This window comes from Stenotrophomonas sp. YJH_SMC_91 (assembly GCF_059368495.1).
In genome coordinates this window covers 20,504-43,348 of sequence record NZ_JCAFRT010000007.1, presented here as the reverse complement: position 1 = coordinate 43,348, position 22,845 = coordinate 20,504, and the positions used below count along the sequence as shown (strand labels likewise).

At 66.9% G+C, this 22,845-nt stretch carries 15 protein-coding genes; 12 read left to right on the top strand and 3 right to left on the bottom strand.

Features of this window, described 5'->3' with window-relative positions; all coding sequences use genetic code 11:
- The first annotated feature begins 8 nt into the window (after nt 1-8).
- Nucleotides 9-473 carry a transcription elongation factor GreA gene (gene greA, locus AC5P5X_RS10740; protein ID WP_181453298.1) on the top strand — a complete coding sequence of 155 codons (465 nt, stop codon included), beginning with the start codon at nt 9-11 and terminating at the stop codon, nt 471-473.
- A gap of 4 nt (nt 474-477) precedes the next feature.
- Nucleotides 478-1,395, top strand: a complete 918-nt coding sequence (locus AC5P5X_RS10735; RefSeq protein ID WP_005409484.1) for a hypothetical protein — start codon at nt 478-480, stop codon at nt 1,393-1,395.
- Nucleotides 1,396-1,705: 310 nt separating this feature from the next.
- On the opposite strand, the gene AC5P5X_RS10730 is transcribed toward AC5P5X_RS10735, so the two are convergent.
- Entirely contained in the window at nt 1,706-2,746 is a 1,041-nt protein-coding gene (locus AC5P5X_RS10730) for a DUF1176 domain-containing protein (protein WP_111189421.1), read from the bottom strand.
- Between the two features lie 145 nt (nt 2,747-2,891).
- On the opposite strand from AC5P5X_RS10730, the gene recJ reads away from it, so the two are divergent.
- A complete protein-coding gene (recJ, locus tag AC5P5X_RS10725; protein WP_044571328.1) occupies nt 2,892-4,649 on the top strand; it encodes a single-stranded-DNA-specific exonuclease RecJ in 1,758 nt (585 codons plus the stop codon).
- A 144-nt stretch (nt 4,650-4,793) separates the two neighbouring features.
- Nucleotides 4,794-7,706 (top strand): DUF2135 domain-containing protein, encoded by a 2,913-nt coding sequence (locus tag AC5P5X_RS10720; RefSeq protein WP_495215979.1) that lies wholly within the window; start codon nt 4,794-4,796, stop codon nt 7,704-7,706.
- 102 nt (nt 7,707-7,808) lie between these two features.
- Here the strand turns inward: AC5P5X_RS10720 and AC5P5X_RS10715 are convergent, their stop codons facing one another.
- Entirely contained in the window at nt 7,809-9,008 is a 1,200-nt protein-coding gene (locus AC5P5X_RS10715; protein WP_111189419.1) for an acyltransferase family protein, read from the bottom strand.
- 175 nt (nt 9,009-9,183) lie between these two features.
- On the opposite strand from AC5P5X_RS10715, the gene AC5P5X_RS10710 reads away from it, so the two are divergent.
- From AC5P5X_RS10710 to AC5P5X_RS10675, 8 genes are all read left to right on the top strand, one after another.
- Nucleotides 9,184-10,104 (top strand): LytTR family DNA-binding domain-containing protein, encoded by a 921-nt coding sequence (locus AC5P5X_RS10710; RefSeq protein ID WP_099479805.1) that lies wholly within the window; start codon nt 9,184-9,186, stop codon nt 10,102-10,104.
- Nucleotides 10,105-10,248: 144 nt separating this feature from the next.
- Nucleotides 10,249-11,374, top strand: a protein-coding gene (gene prfB, locus AC5P5X_RS10705) for a peptide chain release factor 2 (protein ID WP_014037064.1) whose coding sequence is annotated in 2 segments (ribosomal slippage) — nt 10,249-10,323 and nt 10,325-11,374 — 1,125 coding nt in all. Because the reading frame shifts where the segments join, the coding sequence is not laid out codon by codon here.
- 153 nt (nt 11,375-11,527) lie between these two features.
- Nucleotides 11,528-12,310, top strand: coding sequence for a helix-turn-helix transcriptional regulator (locus AC5P5X_RS10700; protein ID WP_032966703.1), 783 nt, complete (start codon nt 11,528-11,530; stop codon nt 12,308-12,310).
- A 707-nt stretch (nt 12,311-13,017) separates the two neighbouring features.
- Entirely contained in the window at nt 13,018-14,403 is a 1,386-nt protein-coding gene (locus AC5P5X_RS10695) for an NAD-dependent succinate-semialdehyde dehydrogenase (RefSeq protein ID WP_111189518.1), read from the top strand.
- A gap of 65 nt (nt 14,404-14,468) precedes the next feature.
- Nucleotides 14,469-16,109 carry an acetolactate synthase large subunit gene (locus tag AC5P5X_RS10690; RefSeq protein ID WP_012480077.1) on the top strand — a complete coding sequence of 547 codons (1,641 nt, stop codon included), beginning with the start codon at nt 14,469-14,471 and terminating at the stop codon, nt 16,107-16,109.
- Between the two features lie 230 nt (nt 16,110-16,339).
- Nucleotides 16,340-17,851: a lysine--tRNA ligase gene (gene lysS, locus AC5P5X_RS10685; RefSeq protein WP_100443322.1), complete on the top strand. Its 1,512-nt coding sequence runs from the start codon at nt 16,340-16,342 to the stop codon at nt 17,849-17,851.
- A gap of 205 nt (nt 17,852-18,056) precedes the next feature.
- Complete coding sequence (rpfG, locus tag AC5P5X_RS10680; protein WP_005409495.1) at nt 18,057-19,196, top strand: cyclic di-GMP phosphodiesterase response regulator RpfG; 1,140 nt, start codon at nt 18,057-18,059, stop codon at nt 19,194-19,196.
- 1 nt (nt 19,197) lies between these two features.
- Nucleotides 19,198-21,921, top strand: coding sequence for a response regulator (locus tag AC5P5X_RS10675; RefSeq protein WP_111189519.1), 2,724 nt, complete (start codon nt 19,198-19,200; stop codon nt 21,919-21,921).
- Between the two features lie 12 nt (nt 21,922-21,933).
- On the opposite strand, the gene rpfF is transcribed toward AC5P5X_RS10675, so the two are convergent.
- Complete coding sequence (gene rpfF / locus AC5P5X_RS10670) at nt 21,934-22,803, bottom strand: diffusible signal factor synthase RpfF (protein WP_012480080.1); 870 nt, start codon at nt 22,801-22,803, stop codon at nt 21,934-21,936.
- Nucleotides 22,804-22,845 lie beyond the last annotated feature (42 nt).

The following is a 22,845-nucleotide window of genomic DNA, read 5'->3' as shown; positions in this document are numbered from 1 at the left end:
GAGCCCCCATCACGATGAAGGGCGCGCAGAAGCTGCGCGACGAACTGGATCACCTGAAGTCGGTCAAGCGCCCGAAGGTGATCGCGGCCATCGCCGAAGCGCGTGAGCATGGCGACCTGAAGGAGAATGCCGAGTACCACGCCGCGCGCGAGGAACAGGGCTTCATCGAAGGCCGCATCAAGCAGCTGGAAGGCGAGCTGTCGCACGCCGAGATCATCGACGTGAGCAAGCTCAATGCCGGCTCCAAGGTGGTGTTCGGCGCCAGCGTGACGCTGGCCGACGTGGAAACCGACGAAGAGAAGAAGTACCAGATCGTCGGTGACCTGGAGGCGGACATCAAGCAGGGCCTGATCGCGATTTCCTCGCCGGTGGCGCGCGCGATGATCGGCAAGCTGGAAGGTGATTCGATCGTGATCGACGCCCCGGCCGGCCAACGCGAGTACGAGATCGTCAGCGTCAGCTACGTGGACTGACCCGGTGGCAACGGCGACCCTGCTGTTGCCGGCACGCAGCCGCTTTGCCGCGGCTGCGCTGCCGGACGATGTGGCGCGCGCGCTTGGCCGCGCCACGACGGTGCAGGTCGCACCGGGTGAACGCGCGCAGCTGACGCGCCATTTCACGGTCGCCGCGCCGCAATGGCCGGTGGCCGCGTTGACCCGCCAGCGCGACGTCGGCGATGCCGCTGGCGCCAGCTGGCTGCGTGCCGATCCGGCCTGCATGGTGCCGGACATGCATGGCGCGCGGATGATGGCCTACGGCGAAACGCTGCGACCGACCCTGGCCGACTGCCTGGCCCTGCTGCCGGTGCTGCAGCCGTTGTTCGCCGATGCCGGATTCGTGCTCGACGCACCGGACCCTTCGCGCTGGTACCTGCGCCTGCCGATCGACCTGGCCCTGCCGGACTTCGACAGTCCGGACGAGGTGCTGGGCGATGACCTGTTCTCGCACCTGCCGGAAGGCGAGGGCGGCCGCCGTTGGCGGGCGCTGATGACCGAAGCGCAGGTACTGCTGCATAACCATTCCTGGAACCAGCAGCGCGCCGCGCAGGGACAACAGCCAATCAATTCGCTGTGGTTCTGGGGTGGTGGCGTGATGCCGGTATCGGTCAGCACGCCGCATGCGCAGGTGCGCAGCCGCGATGCGCTGCTGCAGGGCCTGGCTCTTGCGGCTGGCGTAGCCGTGGATGGCGAGCAGGCGGTCGATGCACTGGTTGATCTGCGCCAGCTGCGCTCGCTGCAGCAGCTCGGCAACGATGCGATCCGTCCGCTGCTGGCCGCGCTGAAGCGCGGCGAGCTGCAGCGGCTGGTGCTGGATTTCGAGGACGGCCTGCAGTTCCAGCTGGATCGCGGACAGCGCTGGCAGTTCTGGAAGAAGCCGCGCCAGCTTCACGACTGATCGGGGCCTCTGCCGTGCGGGGTCGGATCCGTTTTCCTAGGGAAAACGGCTCTGACCCCATTTTGTCTATCGATATCTGAAAGATGTGTCGACCAAGGCCGACACCTACCAGCAGCGGCGTGAACCTGTCGAAGGTGGGGCGGTGTCGGATTGCGGGGTGTCAGCTGCATGGATGCGGCTGCCAAGCCTACAGGTACGTACTTGCGGCGTCCCCGCAATCCGACACCGCCCCGCCAACCCACGGACTCCCCGCTGTTGCTGTTGCTTCGGATGTTGCTTCGGCAGGTGCAGGGCGCAGCCCTGCAAACAATCACCTCACCGTGCTGACCACGGTCGGCAGCTGCCAATGCCCACCCGCCACGCCGCGGCACTGCCCGGTGGTGAACTCGCCGCTCTTCACGAATCGCGCGCCATCCCAGGCCCAGTCGTGGCCGGAGAAGCAGTCACCGATGCCGCGCCCACGGAAGCGCCCGCGCAGCGTCGCGTCATCGCGATCAAAGTCCTCCGCGTTGGAGGTCACGAACTTCGCCTGGTACGGCGCCTTGTCCTGCACTACCCAGTAGCCGCTGCTGAAGTTGTAGGCACCCATGAAGCAGCTGGTGCTTGCCAGTACATGCTGGGCGTCCAGTCGCTGGATCTCGATCTCGTCTGTCCCACCCTCGCTCAGGCGGCCGCACTCATCCGGCTTCGGCAGGCTGGCGATCAGTGCCTTGCGCAGGCCCGGTGCGTTCGCCAGTGCCGCGTCCGAGGCGCGCGGTGCCATCAGCGTGCCGCGCATGATCACTGGCACCGGCAACGCCGCAGGCACGCTCGCTTCGGGCTTGTCGCCACGCCGCACCAGCGCACCGGGTGTGCCCAGCCGGCCCTGGGCCTCGTCCATCTTCAGCAGTACGGCCGCTGCACCGCTGTCGGAGATCGGCCACGCCTTGCCCTTGCCGTCGATGATGTCGATGCGTGCGTGGCGCGGCAGCGCGGCGACCAGCGCATCGGTCTGTCCCTGCTGCAGCAGTACTTGATCTCCGTCGCCGGTGTCGCGCACCGGGCCCAGGTCCTTGCCGTTCAGGCGCAGGCGCAGCGCCCCGGTCGGCGTCGCGCTTTCGCCATCCTCGCCATTGCGCAGCCGCGCGAGCACCTTCGTACCCGGGCCGCCCGCGCGTTCCAGCATCAGGCTGAGCAGATTGCCGGGTTGTTCCGGACTGTAGCCGGCGGCGCGGCAGGTGCCGGTGTTGTCACAGGCCAGCGACCAGTCGTTGTGCTGGAACTGCACGCCGGCCTTCGGTTCGGGCGTGGCGGCGTGGGTGGCCGGGGCCATGGCGAGGCCCAGCAGCGCGGGAAGGAGCGTGCGATGCATGCGTTGAAGTCCATTTCCGGGCCGACAAGCATGGAAGATAGGCTGGCAGATTCCAAATGCCAGCGATCGGGGGGGAGCCTCCTGCGGGCAGAGAGATCCGACCCCGCGCTATCATGGGGATGTCTTCCGCAACCCGGCGATGCCGATGTCCCTTGCCGCCGATGCTGCGCAGCCGTCCTCTGATACGCCGATGATCCGCCGCCGCGATGCGGTCGTACCCGGCAGCTGGCCAGACGGCACGCTGCCACTGCTGGCGCGACTCTATGCCAGCCGCGGCGCCGGTACGCCAGAGCTGGCACTGCCGAAGCTGGGCAGCCTCCACGCGCCGGAGCTGCTGACCGGCATCGATGATGCGGTGGGTCTGCTGATCGAGGCCATCGCCAACGACAAGCGCATCCTGGTGGTCGGCGATTTCGATTGCGATGGCGCCACCGCCTGTGCGGTCGGCGTGCGTGGCCTGCGCATGCTCGGCGCGCAACACGTCTTCCACGCGGTGCCGAACCGCATGGTGCACGGCTACGGCCTGTCACCTTCTCTGGTGGAGGAGCTGGCCGCGCTGCAGCCGGACCTGCTGGTCACGGTCGACCACGGCATCGCCTGCCATGCGGGCGTGATCGCGGCCAAGGCGCGGGGCTGGCAGGTGCTGGTCACCGACCATCACCTTCCCGGGCCGCAGCTGCCGCCGGCCGATGTCATCGTCGATCCCAATCTCGACGGTGATGCGTTCCCCAGCAAGTCGCTGGCCGGCGTCGGTGTGATCTTCTACGTGCTGATGGCGCTGCGCCGTCACATGCGCGAGGCCGGCGTCTTCGCCGATGGCAAGGGGCCGGACCTGACCACGCTGCTGGACCTGGTGGCGGTCGGCACCGTCGCCGACCTGGTGGCGCTGGATCCGAACAACCGGGCACTGGTCAGCGCGGGCCTGCGCCGTCTGCGCGCGGGGCAGGGCTGCGTCGGTCTGCGAGCGCTGATCGAAGCCAGCGGCCGTGACGCGGCGCGGCTGACCGCCACCGACATCGGCTTCGCACTCGGCCCACGCCTGAACGCGGCGGGCCGGCTGGAAGACATGGCGCTGGGCATCGCGCTGTTGCTGACCGAAGACCCGCGCCAGGCGCGGGAGATCGCGCAGACGCTGGAGCAGATCAACTCGGAACGGCGCGCCGTCCAGCAGTCGATGACTGACGACGCCGAGCAGGCCTTGACCCGCGTGGTGCTGGACATGGCCGGTCAGCGACCGGTCGCGGCCTGCCTGTTCGATGCCGACTGGCATCCCGGTGTGGTCGGCCTGGTCGCTTCGAAGATGAAGGATCGCCTGCATCGCCCGGTGATCGCCTTTGCCCCGGCCGAACCGGGCGCCGACACCCTGCGTGGCTCGGCGCGCTCGATTCCCGGCCTGCACATCCGTGACGCCCTGGCGCTTGTCGACGCGCGCCATCCGGGCCTGATCGAGCGCTTCGGTGGGCATGCCATGGCGGCTGGGCTGAGCATGCGGCTGGATCACGTCGATGACTTCAAGGCCGCCTTCGTCGCCGTGGTGCTGGAGATGCTCGATCCGGCCGCATTGCAGCAGCAGGTGCTCAGTGACGGCGAACTGGCGGCAGATGAGCTGGACCATCGCCACGCCGATGCGCTGCGCCTGGCCGGGCCGTGGGGCCAGGGTTTCCCCGAGCCACTGTTCGACGGCCACTTCGAAGTGGCCAACTGGCGCGTTCTGAAGGAACGCCACCTCAAGCTGGAGCTGCGCCTGCCCGGCGTGCCCGGCACCATCAACGCCATCCATTTCGGCGGCTGGCACGGCAACGCGCCTGGCCGCCACGTGCACCTCGCCTACCGCCTGGCCTGCGACGACTATCGCGGTGGCAGCGCCATCCAGCTGATCATCGAACACTGCCTGCCCGCCTAGAAAAAGGGGACGGAGGGGATTAAGCCGCTTTTGCCTTGTTTGCCAATTGCGACTTAATCCCCTCCGTCCCCTTTTTGGGGGCCCGCCAACCCCGTTACGGTTGCTGGTGCGTTCAACGATCCACGATCCCACTGGAGTCCGGTCATGGTCTTCGTCCGTTGCTGCACTGTGTTGTTGCTGGCCCTTGCGGCCTGGCCCGCTGGCGCACAGTCGCCGCCGATCTCCCGGCCGCAGGCTAGCACGCCGTTGCTGATTGCCCCGGCTGCCGAGCAGGCGGTCCAACTGCGACACGCCCGCATCGAAGGCGAGGTCCAGGCCGGCGTTGCCCAGACCCGGATCACCTTGGAATTCCACAACCCGAACCGTCGTGTGCTGGAGGGTGAGCTGCAGTTCCCGCTGGCTGATGGCCAGCAGATCACCGGCTTCGCGCTGGATATCAACGGCGAGATGCGTGACGCGGTGCCGGTGGCCAAGGACCGCGGCCGCCAGGTGTTCGAGGAAATCGCCCGCCGTGGTGTCGATCCGGGCCTGCTGGAACAGACCGCCGGCAACCAGTTCCGCCTGCGCGTCTACCCGCTGCCGGCCGGTGGCAGTCGGCGTGTGCAGCTGGTGATCCGCGAACCGCTGGCCTTCGCCGGCCAAAGCTGGCAGTGGACGCTGCCGCTGCAGTTCGCCGCCGGTGCAGCCTCGGTTGAACTGAAGGTGCATGCTCCCGACGCGGCCACCGCAGGTACTGCGCCATTCCGCATCAGCGCGGGCCAGCTGCAGTGGCAGGGCAAGGGTGCGCAGCTGCCGAAGCAACTCCAGTGGAACCTGCCGGCAGCCCGCCACGCACAGGTGCAGGTGGCGCCCTGGCAGGATGGGCACTACCTGTTGGCACAGCTGCCGGTGGCGGCCAGCAGTACACCCCGCACGTTGCCCAGCGAGATCGGCCTGCTTTGGGACGGCTCCGGTTCGGCGGGGCAGCGCGATCGCACGCGTGAGTTCGCCCTGCTGGATCGCTATTTCGCAGCGCTGGGTGACGGCACCGTGGCCTTGACCGTGCTGCGTGATCGCGCTGAACCGGTGCGTCGCTTCTGCATCCGCGCCGGTAACTGGAACGAGCTGCGCGCAGCACTGCAGGCGGTGCGCCCGGACGGTGCCAGCGCGCTGGCGCAGTGGCAGTCGCAGCCGGGCGTGAAGGAGTACCTGCTGGTCAGCGATGGGCTGTTGACCTACGGGCCGGAACAGCTGCCGGCGATGGCGCCGGATCAACGCCTGTTTGCGGTCAGCAGCGCCGGTGCGCGCACCGATGCCGTGCGACTGCGTGGTTGGACCGAAGCGCGTGGCGGCCGCTTCGTTGCGCTGGGCGAGGATGTTGATGCGGCGGCGCGCGAGCTGCTGTCGTCGCCGCTGGATGTGCAGGTCGATGCGGGGCGCGGCGTGCAGGACGTGGTGATTGATCGTCGCAGTGAAGCCCAGGGCTGGCTGTGGCTGCACGCACGACTGGCGGCCGACGGAGTGCCGATGCGGGTGCGCGTGGGTGGCGGCGAATGGCAGGCGCTGCCCGCCACGCAGAAGAGTGAAGGCGGCGAGCTGCTGGCGGGCTTGTGGGCGCAGGCGCGCCTGCAGCAGCTGGCCGCCGACCGCCGTGGCAACCGCGAGGCGATGCAGCGCCTGTCCCAGCAGTTTGGCCTGGTCGGGCCGGATACCTCGCTGATCGTGCTGGAGACGCTGGAGGACTACCTGCGCTATGCGATCCGCCCTTCGGGTACGTTGCGCGCCGGGTACGACGCCAGGTTTGCAGTGCAGGTAAGTGATCGCGCCGCAGCCGATCGCCAGCGCCTGGATGAAGTGGCCGCTCGCTGGAAGGAGCGCCAGCAGTGGTGGAGCCGCAGCTGGCCGAAGGGTGTGCCGCCGCAGGCGAAGGGCGGGGCACTGGAAGTGGCCTCGGCGGACTACGCGATGGAATCGGCGCCGGTGGCAATGCTCGCCGCGCCGGCCCCTGCGGCACCGCCCGCCCCGGCACCGATGGCCGCCGCCGCCGATCAGCGCATGGAAGCCAGCAGCGCGCGTGCACGTCGCTCGGCGCCTGCATCGAACAAGGCCCTGGATTCAATTACGGTCACTGGTGGCCGTGTCGCTGCGCCCGCTGCCGCCAACGAGGGCGAGCTCGGTATCCAGCTGGCGGCCTGGCAGCCGGACTCGGCCATCGCCCGGCGCCTGCGCCAGGGCCCGCCGTCGCAACTGTATGACCGCTACCTGGCCGAGCGCGATGCGCATGCCGACAGCAGCGCGTTCTTCCTCGACGTGGCCGACCTGCTGCTGGAGCAGGGTCAGCGCGACCTGGCACTGCGCGTGCTGTCGAACCTGGCCGAGATGGACCTGGACAACCGCCACCTGCTGCGCGTGCTCGGTTACCGGCTGATGCAGGCTGATGCCCCCGCACTGGCGGTGCCGGTGTTCGAGCAGGTCCTGGCGATGGGCCAGGAAGAGCCGCAGAGCTTCCGCGACCTGGGCCTGGCACTGGCAGCGGCCGACAAGCCGCAGCAGGCGCTGGCGCCGCTGTACCAGGTGGTTGTGCGGCCATGGGACAGCCGTTTCGATGGCATCGCCCTGATCGGACTGGATGAACTGACCAACCTGGTGGCCCGCAGCACGCCCCGGCTGGATACCACCAGTATCGACCCGCGCCTGCTGCAGGCGATGCCGCTGGACCTGCGCGTGGTGCTGTCGTGGGATGCCGACAACAGCGACATGGATCTGTGGGTGACCGACCCGAACGGCGAGCGCGCGTACTACGGCAACCGCCTGACGTATCAGGGTGGGCAGATGTCGCAGGACTTCACCGGCGGCTATGGCCCCGAGCAGTTCTCCCTGCGCAACGCCAAGCCAGGCAAGTACAAGGTGGAAGCAAACTACTTCGGAAGCCGCCAGCAGCTGGTGGCCGGTGCGACGACCCTGATGCTGCGCTTGACCACCCATTGGGGCACGGCCAAGCAGAAGGACCAGATGGTGACGATGCGCCTGAAGGACCGCGCCGAAACCGTCCTGGTGGGCGAGTTCGAGGTGCGTTGACCGCTCGGACGTCCGCGTAGCGTCGAGCTTGCTCGACTGCTTTGATGTAGAGCCGGGGCCATGCCCGGCTCACGGCACAGGCAGCCGAGCCTCGGCGCGGCTCTACAACGCCACGGTGCGCGCCTTTGACGCCGCTGGCGGATCGGCACGCAGGCCGAACAGGGGCCGCAGCCGGCGGCAGCGACGGATCATCAGCTCGTGGATCAGCAGGCAGCCGCCGACGGTGCCGCCCAGCAGCAGTGCCGGTTCCAGCCATGGGCCCAGCTGAAGCGGCCTGAGCCAGAACAGCAGGGCGATGATCAGGCTCTGGTGCAGCATGTACCACGGATAGATCGCCTCGGTGCAGTACGGCAGCCAGCGGAATGGGCGATCGAGGAAGACCTTTCCCCAGCCGAGGATGGCCAGCAGCGCAGTCCATACGTAAAGCGACTGGCTGGCCCGGCCCTGCAGGTCCCAGAACGGTTCGGGCCATTGCCGCAGCGGTGAGTCGGCGGGCAGCACCTGGCCGAGGATGCGCAACCCCAGATACCAGCCAACGGCAGCAAGCGCCAGCCACAGCGTGGTGCGGCGCAGGGCGACCACGCGCTGCCAGAACACCGGCGCACGGCCCAGCAGGTAGCCGGCCAGGAATACCGTTGCGTACTTCGCGTGCTGGTACCAGTCGCTGAGCAGGGCATTGGTGGACGGGTAGATCGGCTCCAGCCAGATCACCCAGGCCAGCAGCAGGGCGGACGGAAGGCCGATCAGCAGCATCGGCGATGCTGCGCAGAACGCCACCGCGCGGCGCACCACCGCCGTTCCCAGCAACGGCATCAACAGGGCCAGGGCCAGCGTGTAGTTCCAGAGATACGCCAGGTACCACAGATGGTTCCAGGTGATGCCGTACTGCCAACCGGCGAAGCTCCCTTCCGGCCACGGCCGCACCTGCCAATAGCGCAGCAGGAAGTGGCCGAAGCCGGGTGCCACGTGGCCGTTGGCTACGCCTTCGCAGTAGGGCTGGATCGGCACGATCACGAACATGCCGAACAGCAGCGGCAGCAGCAGCCGCCAGGTGCGCAGGCCGGCGAAGCGCAGCAACCTGCCTTCCGGCCGCATCAGCGCGATGGCGATACCCGAGATCAGGAACAGCAGCGACATCCGCCAGCGGTTGACGAACAGCATCGGCCACTGCAGCCATTCGGCGGTATGCACGCTCTTGAGGTGAAAGCCCCAGTCGTCCACGTAGGCCATGGCGGTGTGGTAGAGGATCAGCAGGGCGAAGGCGAACACGCGCAGGGCGTCGATGTCGTAGCGTCGGGTCATGGTGGTGGTGTGCCGGAGAGTCGAGCCAAGGTGACGCCGTCCGGTCCGTGCGGCGACCGGCAAGGGGCCGCTGGAACCGACGCAGTGACCAATGGCGGGGGTGATGGGACCAATGGAGCCGCTACCCTTGGTCCCTTGAGGCAGGCTGGAGCACCGCAACGACATGGATGCAGCAATGACCCAGGGCCGACCATCGCGCTGGCGTACTTCAACCCGCCTGCTGGTATGGGCGGCGATCCTGTCGGCCTCGGCAGTGACCAATGCGCTGGTGGAAGTGATGGACGCCAGTCGCCGCGGCGCGGATCTTGGGCTGTGGGAGCCGATGATCTGGGAGTTCAGCAGCCTCGCCCTGATCCTGTTGACCCTGCCGTTGCTGTGGTGGGGCTGCGAGCGCTGGCCGCTGCATGCCGATACCTGGAGGCGGCGGTTGCCGCTGTATCTGCTGGCCAGCGTCGGCTGGTCGCTGCTGCACGTGGTGGGGATGATGCTGCTGCGGCATCTGGCCTACGCGTCGCTGGGCTACCGCTACCAGGACGATGCCGGTTTGTTGGAGCGTTTTGCCTACGAGTACCTGAAGGATGTGCGCACGTTCGCGATGTTCGTGGCCCTCGAGCACTTTGCCAGCTGGTTCGGCAGGCGCAGGCAGGGCGAAGCGAGCCTGCTGGCCGAGCCCGACGTCGGCCCGCCGGTGGAGCCGGTCGAGCGCCCCCAGCATTTCCTGGTGCGCAAGCTGGGCAAGGAGTTCCTGGTTGCCACCGCAGATGTGGAGTACGCGCAGTCGGCGGGCAACTACGTGAACCTGCGGGTACGCGGCCACGACTACCCGCTGCGCATCACCATGGCGGTGCTGGAGCAGCGGCTGGACCCGGGCGAGTTCCTGCGCCCGCATCGCAGCTGGCTGATCAATCGCGGTCAGTTGCGCTCGATCGAGCCGCTGGACGGAGGCGAGGCCCTGCTGCACATGGCCGATGGAGCCAAAGTGCCCTGCAGCCGGCGCCAGCTGCCGGTCCTGCGGCAGGCGCTGGGCGGCGCGGGCGCGGGTAGAGTCGACTGTTGGTCGACTATCGCGCGCAGCGCGGGCTCCACCGCAACCTGAATGAAAAGCAGTCGACTGACAGTCGACTCTACAGAGGCGGGTCTACCAGTGGTTGGCTCCCAGCGGCAGGCCTGATCCCTCATTCCGGGCGCCCCCGGCCTGCGGTATCATTGGCAGTCATCTTTTGAATGCATAACCGCCGACATGATCGAACTGAATCCTGTCCGCCAGCGCATCACCGATCTGACCGATCGCGTGCTGTCGCTTCGGGGGTATCTTTGACTACGACGCCAAGAAAGAGCGTCTTGAAGAAGTAACGCGGGAGCTGGAAAGCCCCGATGTCTGGAACAACGCCGAGTACGCCCAGAACCTGGGCCGCGAGCGTTCCAGCCTGGAAAAGACCGTGGGCGGCATCGCCTCGGTGCTGGATGGCCTGAACGACGCCACCGAACTGCTCGAACTGGCCGAGTCCGAGCAGGACGAGGACACCGCACTGGCGGTGGTCGCCGACCTGGACAAGCACCAGGCGCACGTCGAAAAGCTGGAGTTCCAGCGCATGTTCTCCGGCGAGATGGACAATGCCGCTGCGTTCGTCGACATCCAGGCCGGTGCCGGTGGCACCGAAGCCCAGGACTGGGCCGAGATCCTGCTGCGCATGTACCTGCGCTGGTGTGAATCGCGCGGCTGGAAGACCGAGCTGATGGAAGTCTCCGGTGGCGACGTCGCCGGCATCAAGTCGGCGACGCTGCGCGTGGAAGGCGACTACGCCTATGGCTGGCTGAAGACCGAGACCGGCGTGCACCGCCTGGTGCGCAAGTCGCCGTTCGACTCGGACAACCGCCGCCACACCAGCTTCACCTCGGTGTTCGTGTCGCCGGAAATCGATGACAACATCGACATCACCATCAATCCGGCCGACCTGCGTACCGACGTGTACCGTTCGTCGGGTGCCGGTGGCCAGCACGTCAACAAGACCGAGTCGGCGGTGCGCATCACCCACATCCCGACCAACATCGTCGTGGCCTGCCAGACCGGCCGCAGCCAGCATCAGAACCGCGACAACGCGATGAAGATGCTGGCCGCCAAGCTGTACGAGCTGGAGATCCAGAAGCGCAACGCCGAAAAGGACGCCGTGGAAGCGACCAAGTCCGACATCGGCTGGGGCAGCCAGATCCGCAATTACGTGCTCGACCAGAGTCGTATCAAGGACCTGCGCACCGGCATCGAGCGTTCGGATACGCAGAAGGTGCTGGACGGCGACCTGGACGAGTTCGTCGAGGCTAGCCTGAAGGCCGGCCTGGCCGTGGGCTCCAAGCGCGTCGATGCCTGATCGGCGCGCCTGCGCGGATGTCGTCACCCTCGTGCGCAACGCCGAGGGTGGCTGATCACGCTTCCGGTAGAGCCGAGCCCATGCTCGGCTGCTGTTGGGCAGTAGCAGATGCGTCGAGCATGGCTCGACGCTACAACGGGTACGGCGGTAGCGATGATGCGCAGCGAAAGTGAACGCAAGGAACTCGGCGGCTTCCTCAAGGCCTGCCGCGCCCGTGTCGACCCCGCCACGCTCGGCCTGCCGGCCGGGCGGCGGCGCACCCCGGGCCTGAAGCGCGAGGAAGTGGCGCTGGCGATCGGGGTCAGCGTGAGCTGGTACACCTGGATCGAGCAGGGCCGCGAAGTGCGTGCCTCGCCCGAGGTGCTCGAGCGCCTGGCACAGGTGCTGCGCATGAGCGACGACGAACGCGCCTATGCCTTCGCACTGTCCGGCTACGGCGTGCCGCTGGAATCACCGGACGAGAGTGTGACCGACGGCCTGCGCCAGCTGGTGGAGGCGATGCAGCCGATCCCGGCGTACGTGCGCAACACCCGCTTCGACATCCTGGCCTGGAATCCGGCCATCGCCGAGCTGTTCGTGGACTACAGCCAGCTGGCGCCGCACGAGCGCAATACGCTGCGGCTGATGTTCCTGTACCCGCCGTACCGCACGCTGATCCTCAACTGGGAAGAAATGACCCGCGGCCTGCTGGCAGGCTTCCGCGCGGCGATGGCGCAGGCGCCGGACAAGGCTCCGTTCCTGGCGCTGGTCGAGGACATCTCGGCGCACAGCGAGGAGTTCCGCCAGTGGTGGCCGGAGCACGATGTGCGCCGGTTCGATGAAGGGGCGAAGAAGTTGAACCATCCCACGCGCGGGTTGCTGGACCTGCAGTACGTGGCGCTGGTGCCGGAGAGCCGGCATGACCTTTCCCTGGTGACCTACCTGCCGCGGAAGTAGGGGGTGTTCGGCAGGGCTTGCAGCCCTGCACCTGCTCAATGCAACGGCCAAAGCCAAAGCCAAAGCCAGAGCCAGAGCCAGAGCTAGGTTCCGTGGTTTGGCGGGGCGGTGTCGGCGTGCGGGGACGCCGCAAGTACGTCCGTGTAGGCTTGGCAGCCGCATCCATGCGGCTGACACCCCGCACGCCGACACCGCCCCACCTTCGACAGGTTCACGCGGCTGTTGGCAACTGCGGCTTTGTTCCGCGCGGCTGTTGGTAGGTGTCGACCTTGGTCGACACGATTTTTCTCTCAGATATCGAATGAGTCATCCACGCATGGCGTGGGTCTACTGTGTCGACCAAGGTCGACACCCACCAACAGCAACGCAGAGCGCCGTCCCGACAGATCGCTGAACTCTGTCGAAGGCGGGGTGGGTCCGGTTGAGGGGGCGTGAGCCGCATGGATGCGGCGACCGAGCTTACATGGACGTACTTGCAGCCCCCCCTCAACCGGACCCACCCCGCCAACCCACGGAATGCCAGCTTCTGCCGTTGACGTTGCTCTGGCTTCGGCGGGTGCAGGGCGCAGCCCTGCCGATACCCCCCATTCAGACAGGTAAGTGCGGGTCACAGGATAAGCAGACGCCTTGTTGCCTCCGCCATTCGGGTCCACATTCCTGTGCAGGAGACGGGCCACCGCCCGTTGTCGAGACAACAGGAGCCCTGCATGTCCGCTGCCCCCACCACCGCCATTTCCCGCGATCCGGCCACCGGCCAGCAGATCGCCAGCCATCCCTTCGCCACCGACGCCGAGCTGGAAACAATCCTGGACCGCGGCCAGGTCGGCTTTGCGGCCTGGAGCGTCAAGAGCCTCGAACAGCGCGCAGACGTACTGCGTGCGATGGCCGCGGTACTACGCCGTGACCGTGAAAAGCTGGCCGCGCTGGCTACCGCCGAAATGGGCAAGGTCCAGGCCGAAGCGCTGGCCGAAATCGAGAAGTGTGCTGTGCTGTGCGACTGGTACGCCGACAACGGTGCGCAGTTCCTGCGCGACGAACCGACCCAGGTGCCCGACGACAAGGCTTACGTGTCCTACCTGCCGCTGGGCGTGGTGCTGGGCATCATGCCGTGGAACTTCCCGTACTGGCAGGTGATGCGCGCGGCGGTGCCGATCCTGATGGGCGGCAACGGCTTCCTGCTGAAGCCGGCCGAGAACATCGTCGGTACCGCGCAGCTGCTCGACGCCGCATGGCGCGATGCCGGCTTGCCGGAGGGCACCTTCATCGCGGCCAACATCAGCCGCGAGGGCACCAGCCGCGCGATCGCCGATGACCGCATCGCGGCGGTGACCCTGACCGGAAGTGTGGCCGCCGGCCGCAGCATTGCTGCCCAGGCCGGGCAGGCGCTGAAGAAGGTGGTGCTGGAACTGGGCGGTTCCGATCCGTTCATCGTCCTGGCCGATGCCGATCTTGATGCGGCCGTCGATGCGGCGGTGGCCTCGCGCTTCCAGAACACCGGGCAGGTCTGCATCGCCGGCAAGCGCATCATCGTCGAAGACGCGGTCTACGATCGTTTCGTGGCGCAGTTCTGCCAGAAGGTGCAGGCACTGACCATTGGCGACGGCCGTGACCCGGCAAACCGCATCGGCCCGATGGCGCGCCAGGATCTGCTGGAGCAGCTCGACGCGCAGGTACGCGCTTCGGTCGACGCCGGTGCGCAGCTGCTGGTCGGCGGGCACCAGCTGGATCGTCCGGGTGCGTTCTATGCGCCCACTGTGCTGGCCGGGGTTGAGCCGGGCATGCAGGCCTTCGACACCGAAACGTTCGGGCCGGTGGCCTCGATCAGCCGCGCCCGCGACGCCGACCATGCGGTGGAACTGGCCAACCAGAGCGAGTTCGGCCTCAGCGGCAACCTGTGGAGCAGCGACCGCGCCCGTGCGATGCAGCTGGCGCGCCGGCTGCAGACCGGCGGTGTATTCGTCAACGGCTTCTCTGCGTCCGATCCGCGCGTGCCGATCGGCGGCGTGAAGAAGAGCGGCTTCGGTCGTGAGCTCTCGCACTTCGGCATCCGCGAGTTCGTCAACGCGCAGACGGTGTGGTTCGACAAGCGTTGACGCGCGGCTTCCATCCTTCCTGCAACGATCCACCATCAGTCCAGCGAAAAAAGGACGGCATTCCCATGTCCAAGGGTTCAGACCTGCTCGTCGCCGCACTTGAGAACGAAGGCGTCGAGCGTATTTTCGGCATTCCCGGCGAAGAGAACCTCGACGTCGTCGAGTCGCTCCGCCATTCCAGCATCGAGCTGGTGATCACCCGCCACGAACAGGCGGCGGTGTTCATGGCGGCCACCTACGGCCGCCTCACGGGCAAGCCGGGCGTGTGCCTGGCCACGCTCGGTCCGGGCGCGCTCAATTTCACCACCGGCGCCGCCTACGCGCTGCTTGGCGCGTGGCCGGTCATCATGATCACCGGCCAGAAGGGCATCGTCGCCAGCAAGCAGGCGCGCTTCCAGATCGTCGATATCGTCAGCACGATGAAGCCGCTGACCAAGCAGGCGCGGCAGATCGTCTCGGCGCGCACCATCCCGACCATCGTGCGCGAGGCGTTCCGTGTCGCCCAGGAAGAGCGCCCGGGCCCGGTGCTGCTGGAGCTGCCCGAAGATATCGCCGCCGATGAGGTCGAGGGCGTGGCGCTGATTCCGCCGCACGCGGTGGATCGTCCCATTGCCAGCCCGGAGGCGCTGGATCGGGCGGCGGAGATCATCCGCAACGCCAAGCGCCCCCTGCTGATGATCGCCTCGGCGGCGTCGCGGCCGCAGTCCAGCGAAGCGCTGTCGGCGTTCGTGTTGCGCGCCGGCATTCCGTTCTTCACCACGCAGATGGGCAAGGGCGCGGTGGCCGGTGGTTCGGGCCTGTACATGGGCACCGCGGCGCTGACCGAGCGCGATTACGTGCACATGGCGATCGACCAGGCCGACGTGATCGTGACCATCGGCCACGAGGTCACCGAGAAGCCGCCGTTCGTGATGCGCCCGGGTGGGCCGACCGTGATCCATATCGGCTACTCGCAGGCGGCCGTGGAGCAGGTGTACTTCCCGCAGGTGGAAGTGATCGGTGACATCGGTCGTTCGCTGACCCAGTTGGCCGATCGTATCGAAGGCGCGGTGCCGAACGCTGACGCGCTGCTGCCGCTGCGCGCGACCATTCTGGAACACCTGGCTGACCGAGCCGAGGAGGCTGGATTCACGCCTCAGCGGCTGGTGCACGACGTGCGCCAGGTGATGCCGCCGGATGGCATCGTGGCGCTGGACAACGGCATGTACAAGATCTGGTTCGCGCGCAATTACCGCACCCAGGTGGCCAATACGCTGCTGCTGGACAATGCGTTGGCGACCATGGGCGCGGGCCTGCCGTCGGCGATCATGGCTTCGATCCTGTACCCGCAGCGGCGGGTGCTGGCGGTGTGCGGCGATGGCGGGTTCATGATGAACAGCCAGGAGCTGGAGACCGCGCGTCGGCTGGGCCTGAACCTGGTGGTGCTGATCCTCAACGACGGCGCCTACGGCATGATCCGCTGGAAGCAGGCGGTAGATGGCTTCACCGACTACGGCATGACCTTCAGCAACCCGGATTTCGTGAAGTACGCGGAAGCCTACGGCTGCAAGGGCCACGAGGTGACCGCCATCGAGCAGTTCATCCCGACGCTGGAGGCGGCCTTCAACGAGGGCGGGGTGCACCTGGTGTCGGTGCCGGTGGACTATTCGGAGAACCAGCGGGTGCTGGTGGACGAGCTGCGGCAGGCGTTCCCCGGGAACAGGTAACGGCGAAGCAGGGTCGGCCGATCCGCCCGGTAGGTGTCGACCTTGGTCGGCACGCAGGACGCCAACCCAGGTTGTCGGCTACCGGGGGCATCGCCAAACGGGGTCAGATCCCTTTGCTGCGCAAAGGGATCTGACCCCTCTCCCGGCCGGGGCAGGGCGGTTTTGGTATGCTGGGCAACCGGCTGTGCCGGGTGCAACATCCCCCCTCACTACACGATTCCCGCAGATCCATGAGCGAAGCTACCGATACCCCCCCCGTCGACGAAAACAAGTTGATCGCCGAGCGCCGCGAGAAACTCAAAGCGCTGCGTGGGCAGGGCATCGCGTACCCGAACGACTTCCGTCGCGAGGACTTCGCCGGCCGCCTGCAGGAAGAATTCGCCGATGCCGAGACCTGGACCGCCGAGGCGCTGGAAGGCAACGGCCGCCAGGTGAAGATGGCCGGCCGCCTGATGGCCAAGCGCATCATGGGCAAGGCCAGCTTCGCGCAGATCCAGGACGAGTCCGGCCGCATCCAGCTGTTCCTGCAGGGAGCGGTGCTGGGCGATGCCTACACGGCCTTCAAGGGCTGGGACGTGGGCGACATCATCGCCGTCGAAGGCGGCCTGACCCGTACCAAGACCGGCGAACTGTCGGTCAAGGCCGAGTCGATCCGCCTGCTGACCAAGTCGCTGCGCCCGCTGCCGGACAAGTGGCACGGCCTGGCCGACGTCGAGCAGCGCTACCGCCAGCGTTACGTCGACCTGATCGTGACCCCGGAATCGCGCGCAGTGTTCATCAAGCGCTCGAAGATCATCCGCGCCATGCGCGCGTGGCTGGACAACCGCGACTTCCTGGAAGTCGAGACGCCGATGATGCATTACATCCCCGGCGGCGCGGCGGCCAAGCCGTTCACCACCCATCACAACGCGCTGGACCTGGACCTGTACCTGCGCGTGGCGCCGGAGCTGTACCTCAAGCGCCTGACCGTGGGTGGCCTGGAGCGTGTGTACGAGATCAACCGCAACTTCCGCAATGAAGGCGTCAGCACCCGCCACAATCCGGAATTCACCATGATGGAACTGTACGAGGCCTATGCCACGTACAACGAAATCATGGACCTGACCGAGGGTGTGATCCGTGATGTGGCCAAGGCCGTGAACGGTGGCACCGAGGTCGAGTGGGACGGCGCGAAGATCGACCTGGGCCCGGCGTTCCGTCGCTGGCGCATGGATGAGGCAGTGCGCCACCACAACCCGGAAATCTCGGCCGCTGATTGCACTGACCGCGATGCGCTGCTGCGCCATTGCGAGCGCTTGAACATCCGCGTCAAGCCGTCCTACGGCTGGGGCAAGCTGTTGCTGGAAATCTTCGAGGCCACGGTCGAGCACACCCTGATCCAGCCGACCTTCATCACCGACCATCCGGTCGAGGTCTCGCCGCTGGCCCGTGCCAATGACAACGACCCGGGCTACACGGATCGCTTCGAGCTGTTCGTCAACGGCAAGGAGCTGGCCAACGGCTTCTCCGAACTGAACGACCCGGAAGACCAGGCCCAGCGTTTCCAGGCCCAGGTGGCCGCGAAGGAAGGCGGCGACGACGAGGCGATGCATTACGACGCCGACTACATCCGTGCGCTGGAGTACGGCATGGCCCCGACCGGCGGCCTCGGCATCGGCGTTGATCGCCTGGTGATGCTGCTGACCGGCAGCAGCTCGATCCGTGACGTGCTGCTGTTCCCGTACATGCGTCCGGAGCAGTAAGTCGTCTTTTTGACTCCCGTTTGTGCGCGCCGTCGCGAAATGAGACGGCGCGATTGACGCCTCCCGCGCTCGGCGTATCGTTAATGCACTACCTTGACGTCTGTTATGGCTTGATCGGCGCCAGGGGGAGTGCGCATTGTGGAGAGTCCGCTTCACAATGTGATGACGATCATGAACCGGGACGCATGACACGGGAGTCGGGCCGATGCAGGGTGCGAGCGTTCGCAGCAGCAGGGTATCCTCGCCTGCTGATGATCCAGCATGGTCGAGAAACCAGGCGGAGTACGCGTTGAACATCGTCATTGTTGACGACCAGACGTCCGCGCGGACGATGCTGCGTCACGTCATCGAAGACATCGCGCCGGAACTGAGCGTGTATGACTTCGGTGATCCGCTGACCGCATTGGCCTGGTGCGAGGCGCACCCGGTCGACCTGCTGCTGCTCGATTACCGCATGCCGGAGATGGATGGGCTGGAGTTCGCCCGTCGATTCCGTCGCCTGCCCAAGCACCGCGATATCCCGGTGATCCTGATCACCGTGGTCGGCGACGAGCCGATCCGCCAGGCGGCGCTGGAAGCGGGGGTCATCGACTTCCTGGTCAAGCCGATCCGCCCGCGCGAACTGCGCGCGCGCTGCTACAACCTGCTGCAACTGCGCCAGCAGACCGAGAACGTGAAGCAACGTGCGTTGTCGCTGGAGCAGCGCCTGCTGGCCAGCATGCACGAGGTCGAGGAACGCGAACGCGAGACCCTGTCGCGATTGGCCCGGGCGATCGAGTTCCGTGATGCCGGCACCAGTGCCTATCTCGAACGCATGGCGCGCGTTGCGGGGCTGATCGCCGAGCAGCTTGGCCTGCCCGAAGACGACGTGCGCCTGATCGAGATGGCGGCACCGCTGCATGACATGGGCAAGATCGCCATTCCCGACGCGGTGCTGCTCAAGCAGGGCAAGCTCAATGACGAGGAGCTGGCGATCATGCGCCGGCACCCACGCATCGGCCACGAGCTGCTCAGTGGCAGCCAGAACCGTTTCATCCAGGTGGGCGCGCTCATCGCGCTGCGCCATCACGAACGTTACGACGGCAGCGGCTATCCCGACGGCCTGGTCGGCGAAGCGATCCCGCTGGAAGCGCGGATCGTTGCTGTCGCCGACGTCTTCGATGCGCTGATCTCGCCCCGTCCGTACAAGGAAGCATGGACCATGGAAGCCACACTGGCTTATCTGTATGCCCAGCGTGGGCGACTGTTCGATCCGCGTTGCGTGGATGCGCTGATGCGCGGCCACCAGCAGTTGATGGATATCTGCGCCCAGCACTCGACGGCATCGACGCGACCGGGTGGGTGACATGCAGGACCTGTTCGCACGCGTGAGGCGTCGGCTGGCGCAGCGTCCGGATTCGGAACATGGCCAGGCGATCGTGCGGGTGGTGCTGATCTCGCTGATCCTGGTCTATGTTCTGTTGTCCGGCGCCCGCCTGCACCGGCTGGATCAGTACCAGGGCGCGCTGGCAACGGCGTTGACCGGGCTGGGCCTGTCGCTGCTGTTGTTCGGCTGGCTGCTGTGGAAGCCGCAGCGCTCGGACCTGCGGCGGGTGGCCGGGATGCTGGCCGATTACGGCCTGATCGCGATCGGCATGATCCAGATGGGTGAGCCGCTGGCGTGGGTGTATGCGGTGGTGATGTGGGTCACGGTGGGCAACGGCCTGCGTTTCGGGCCGCGTTACCTGACCGCTGCCATCGTGCTGGCGATGGTCAGTTTCGGCACTACCGTGTTGTTGACTCCCTATTGGCAGGCCAACCTGGGGCTGGCCATTTCCCTGTGGTTGGGGTTGCTGGCAGTACCGTTGTGCTGCTCCTCCCTGCTGCGCCGAAGGATGCGACATCCAACCATGGATACGATTCCCGCCGCTGGATCCGACAAGCGCTCGCTGTTGGCCCGCTTCAAGCAGCGCCTGTCCGGGCGCGAGGACAGCGAGCACGCGCAGAACCTGATCCGCATCATCATCACGGCACTGTTCATCAGCTATCTCGGCTGGCGCTCGCTGAGCGGCGGCGGTGAGGCCCTGACGGCGACGTGGCTGATCCTCGCCTTCGAGCTGACCATTTCCGCCGGCCTGCTGACCGCGATCCTGGTCAATCCGGGCGTGTCGCATGTGCGCCGGGTGATCGGCATGCTGACCGATTACACCTGCATGGCCTGGATCATGACCATCCAGGGCGAGCCGGCCGCACCGCTGTATGCGGTGATGCTGTGGGTGACGATCGGCAACGGCATGCGCTACGGCAGCACCTACCTGCGCGTGGCCACGGCCATGGGCTGCCTGGCCTTCCTGTGCACGGTGATGCTGTCGCCGTACTGGCGCGGCCACGATTATCTGGGCTGGGGCCTGTTGCTGGGCCTGGGCGCGATTCCGCTGTACTTCGATTCGCTGCTGCATGCCTTGACCCGGGCGGTGGCCGAGGCGCGGCAGGCCAACGAAGCCAAGAGCCGCTTCCTGGCCAACATGAGCCATGAGTTCCGCACGCCGTTGAACGGGCTGGCCGGCATGACCGAAGTGCTGGCCACCACCCGCCTGGACGACGAACAGCGCGAGTGCCTGAACACCATCCAGGCCTCGACCCGCAGCCTGCTGGCGCTGGTGGAAGAGGTGCTGGACATCTCCGCGATCGAAGCTGGCAAGGTGCGCGTGGAGTGGCACGAGTTCGCGCTGGCCGACGTGCTGCAGGCGATCAACCTGATCCTGACCCCGCAGACCCGCTCCAAATCGCTGGATTATCGCGTGCAGGTGGACGACAACGTGCCGCCGCGCCTGCTCGGGGATGCCGGGCATCTGCAGCAGATCCTGCTGAACCTGATGGGCAACGCGGTCAAGTTCACCGACAGTGGCTACGTGCATCTGCGCGTGTCCAGCCCCGATGCGCTGGGCAGCGAGCGGATGCGCCTGCGATTCGAGATCGTCGATACCGGCATCGGCGTGCCGGTGGCGTTGCGCGGACGCCTGTTCAATGCGTTCGAGCAGGGCGATGTCGGCCTGGCCCGTCGCCATGAAGGCACCGGTCTGGGCACCGCCATTGCCAAGGGCCTGGTCGAGTCGATGGGCGGGCAGGTCGGCTATGCGCCGAACAGCCCGCGCGGCAGCGTGTTCTGGGTCGAGATCACGCTGGACGTCGCAGACACCTCATCAGCCCCGGCGGTTCCGCCCGAGGTGGCTGAAGCCGGCAATGTCATCGCGTTTTCCAACCCCTTCCTGCGCCATCGTGCACGGGTGCGGAGCCTGCGGGTTCTGGTCGCCGACGACCACGAGGCCAACCGCATGGTGCTGCAGCGGCTGCTGGAGAAGGCCGGCCACAAGGTCACCTGCGTCAACGGCGGCGCCGAAGTGCTCGATGCGCTGGAGCAGGCCAGTTACGACGCAGCGATCGTCGACCTGCACATGCCCGGCATGAGCGGACTGGATCTGCTCAAGCAGTTGCGGGTGATGCAGGCCAGCGGCATGCCTTACGTTCCGGTCATGGTGCTGAGCGCAGACGTCACCCCCGAGTCCATCCTGCGTTGCGAGCAGGCCGGCGCCCGCGCCTTCCTTGCCAAGCCCGTGGTGGCCACCCGCCTGCTGGAAGTGCTGGCCGATGTCGCCGCCAACACCCGCGCCGAGCCCGGCATCCAGTCGGTGCCTGCATTGCCGGTCGGCGATGGCGTGCTCGATACCGCGGTCCTGGACGAGCTGGCATCGCTGGGCATGGGCGATGGCTTCGAACGCAAGTTCATCGACCAGTGCCTGGCGGACGTCGACGCGAGCATGGGCCAGCTCCAAGGCTGCGGCGAGCGCCAGGCCTGGGAGGATTTCCGCGAGCACGCCCACGCGCTGCGCGGCGTGGCAAGCAACCTGGGGCTTGTCCAGGTTGCCGCCTCCAGTGGCGAAATCATGCGCATGGCGGACTGGCAGCTGAAGGGTGAATGGAGCTCCCGCCTCGGCAACCTGGCGACCGCTCTGCGCAACGGCAGGAATGCGTTGGCTGCCCGTAGTGCGGGGGCACCGCACCGCGACGACAGCGAGCGCAGCCCGTCCTGACCCGCCAGACGATCAGGCCGGGTCGCCATTGCGTCGGGCCTGCGCCCGTACCAGCCGATCCATGGTGCGCAGGGACTTCTCGCCGAGCTGCATCGCAGTGTCTACCCAGATCTCGGTGATCCGCATCATTTCATGCAGCGGCACCATGGTGGCGATCTCGTTGACCTCACGCATCGCCGCCCAGGCGTGCGGGATGCGTCGGCTTTCCTTGATCACCTGTTCGACTGCGGCAACACCTTCGCCCACCGGCACCACGATGTCGACCAGGCCCATTTCCTTCAGCTGGCTGGCGGTGTAGAGGTTGCCTTCCAGCATGATCTTCTCCGCCAGCCGCGGACTGATCCGCTGGCACAGGAAGGAGTAGGCGCCCATGCCGGGGAACAGGTCGAACAGCACCTCCGGCAGGCCCATCAACACGCCTTCCTCGGCGACGATGGTGTGGCAGCTCAGTGCGGCCTCGAAGCCGCCCCCCAGTGCATTGCCCTGGACCAGGGCGATGCTGTGGGCACGGGTGCCCAGGCCGGCATGGAAGGCATGCACGCCGCGCACGCAGCGCTGGGCATAGTCGAGCAGGCGGGCGCGGTCGCCCTCGCGGATCAGGCGGCAGAACAGTTCGAGATCGCCGCCCAGGTTGAACACGTCGCTGTCCGAGGCAAGTACGACATGGGGTGACAGAGCGTGCGAGGCGCTGAGGCGATCGCCCAGTTCGCGCTGGTAGTCGACGATGTCATCGACCAGGCGCGAGGCGAAGCACGGCCGGCCTGGCTGGTTGACCAGGTTGGCGTGCATATGGATCCAGTAAACATCCCGCTCGGGTTCTTCGGTGATACGCAGGGTAGGGTGCTGCGAGGGACGGGTAATGATGGGGCGTACTGCAGACATGGGAGTTCTCCGTGTGACCGTCCGGCCAACCGCAGAGCGGAC

What these genes read in the sequence shown, in the direction of transcription:
- AC5P5X_RS10730 (WP_111189421.1), bottom strand. Translation starts at nt 2,746, where the DNA reads ATGCATCGCACGCTCCTTCCCGCGCTGCTGGGCCTCGCCATGGCCCCG.
- AC5P5X_RS10720 (WP_495215979.1), top strand. Translation starts at nt 4,794, where the DNA reads ATGGTCTTCGTCCGTTGCTGCACTGTGTTGTTGCTGGCCCTTGCGGCC.
- AC5P5X_RS10690 (WP_012480077.1), top strand. Translation starts at nt 14,469, where the DNA reads ATGTCCAAGGGTTCAGACCTGCTCGTCGCCGCACTTGAGAACGAAGGC.
- AC5P5X_RS10675 (WP_111189519.1), top strand. Translation starts at nt 19,198, where the DNA reads ATGCAGGACCTGTTCGCACGCGTGAGGCGTCGGCTGGCGCAGCGTCCG.
- AC5P5X_RS10695 (WP_111189518.1), top strand. Translation starts at nt 13,018, where the DNA reads ATGTCCGCTGCCCCCACCACCGCCATTTCCCGCGATCCGGCCACCGGC.
- AC5P5X_RS10710 (WP_099479805.1), top strand. Translation starts at nt 9,184, where the DNA reads ATGACCCAGGGCCGACCATCGCGCTGGCGTACTTCAACCCGCCTGCTG.
- AC5P5X_RS10715 (WP_111189419.1), bottom strand. Translation starts at nt 9,008, where the DNA reads ATGACCCGACGCTACGACATCGACGCCCTGCGCGTGTTCGCCTTCGCC.
- rpfF (WP_012480080.1), bottom strand. Translation starts at nt 22,803, where the DNA reads ATGTCTGCAGTACGCCCCATCATTACCCGTCCCTCGCAGCACCCTACC.
- recJ (WP_044571328.1), top strand. Translation starts at nt 2,892, where the DNA reads ATGTCCCTTGCCGCCGATGCTGCGCAGCCGTCCTCTGATACGCCGATG.
- rpfG (WP_005409495.1), top strand. Translation starts at nt 18,057, where the DNA reads ATGCAGGGTGCGAGCGTTCGCAGCAGCAGGGTATCCTCGCCTGCTGAT.
- AC5P5X_RS10700 (WP_032966703.1), top strand. Translation starts at nt 11,528, where the DNA reads ATGATGCGCAGCGAAAGTGAACGCAAGGAACTCGGCGGCTTCCTCAAG.
- lysS (WP_100443322.1), top strand. Translation starts at nt 16,340, where the DNA reads ATGAGCGAAGCTACCGATACCCCCCCCGTCGACGAAAACAAGTTGATC.